Origin of the sequence: Streptomyces antioxidans (genome assembly GCF_000968685.2) — a bacterium.
GTDB lineage: Bacteria > Actinomycetota > Actinomycetes > Streptomycetales > Streptomycetaceae > Streptomyces > Streptomyces antioxidans.
Genome location: NZ_LAKD02000059.1, coordinates 1 through 1604, shown reverse-complemented (window position 1 = coordinate 1604; position 1604 = coordinate 1). Strand labels below are relative to the sequence as shown.

The 1604-nt window shown below is 72.6% G+C and carries 2 protein-coding genes; one reads left to right on the top strand and one right to left on the bottom strand.

Annotated features, from left to right (window positions below; all coding sequences use genetic code 11):
• On the bottom strand, positions 1-682 hold a 682-nt coding region (locus VT50_RS23765; protein ID WP_276207321.1), incomplete at its 3' end, for an MFS transporter.
• A 61-nt stretch (positions 683-743) separates the two neighbouring features.
• Here VT50_RS23765 and VT50_RS23760 point away from each other — a divergent pair.
• Positions 744-1604, top strand: an 861-nt coding sequence (locus VT50_RS23760) for a GntR family transcriptional regulator (protein WP_143645256.1), incomplete at its 3' end; no start/stop codon positions are given.

Here is a 1604-nt window from a genome sequence, read left to right as displayed (position 1 = left end):
CGGGGTGCGCTGCTGCGGATGCGGATGCGGTTTCTGCGGATGCGGGTTCCGGGGGCGCGGATTGGGCCGCGATACGGGAGGCAGAGGGCGGTTCGGCGCAGCCGAGTGTGAACAGCGCGGAGGCGACGAAGGAGAGCGCGTCGCCGATCAGCAGCCAGCGGTAGACGGTGACCGTGCCGTCGGTAAGTGCCGCGGCCGCCACGAGGCCACCGACGGCCCAGCCGACGTTCATGGCGGTGCGGCTGAAGGCCTGGTACCGGACGCGCTCGGGGCCCGCGACACGGGTCGCGTACAGCTTGGTCAGGACGGAGGCCGCGCGGTCGCCGAGGCTGCCCACCGAGGCGACGGCGAGCAGCAGTCGGAGGTCGGTGGTGGTGAGGAGGGCCAATGAGGCGGCGGCGCGCACCAGTTGGACAGTGATCAGCAGCGGGCGCAGCCGGACGCGGTCGGCGAGGAGGCCGCCGAGGGGCGGGCCCGCTATGCCGATGGCGCCGGATACGCCGAGCAGTACGCCGATTTCGGCGGTGCTGAGTCCGGCGGCGAAGGTGAAGTAGAGCGTCGCGGTCGCGCCCCACAGGCCCGAGCCGATCCGGTCGACGAAGGTGACGATCAGCATGCGGCGGCCGTCCCGGCCGCCGGGGATGCGGTCGCTGAGCGCGGTGCGGCGCGTTGGCTTGCCCACCCTTGGTCCCCCTGACGTTCTCTCTTGACATTCTCTTTTGTATTGATACAGAATGACTTCTGTGGCGACACAATATGAGATCAGTGGTGCATCGGCCAAGGGAATTGCCGCGTCCGTCGAACAGGGCGTGGTGGACGGGGCGTTGGTGCCCGGCACCGCGCTGCCCCCGGTGCGCCGACTGGCGGAGCGGCTTGGCGTCAGCCCCGGCACCGCCGCGACCGCGTACAAGGAGTTGCGGCGGCGCGGGATCGTGGTGACCCAGGGGCGGGGCGGCACGGTGGTCGCGCCGACGCCCGCCGTCGCCTCGCGCCGCCCGCCGCCGGTGCCGGTGGGGGCGCGCGATCTGGCGAGCGGTCACCCCGATCCGGCCTTCCTGCCCGCTCTGCTGCCGACCGCCCGGCTCTCGCCCGGAGTGCGGTCGCACCGCGCCCAGCCCCGGCTGGCCGGTCTGGAGGAGCTGACCCGCGCCTGGTACGAGCGCGACGGCGTACCGGCCGAGCACCTGAGCTTCGCCCATGGCGCGCTCGACTGCGTGGCCCGGCTACTGTCCGTCGAGCTCAGGCCGGGTGACGCGGTGGCGATGGAGGACCCCGGCTACCACCATCTGCTGGACCTCGTTCCGGCACTGGGGCTGCGGAGCGTGCCGGTGGCCGTGGACGACGAGGGGATCCGGCCGGACGCGCTGCGGGCGGCGCTGCGGGCGGGGGTGCGTGCGGTGGTGTGCAGTCCGCGTGGGCAGAACCCTTACGGCGGGTATTTCACCGCGGCACGGCGGGATGCGCTGCTGGGGGTTCTGGGTGAGGCACCGGGTGAGGTGCTGGTGATCGAGGACGACCATGCGGCGGATGTCGCGGGGGTGCCGCTGTACAGCTTGACGGCGGGTGGTGCGGGCGGGGGTTTGGGTGGTGGCGTGGATGTGGGT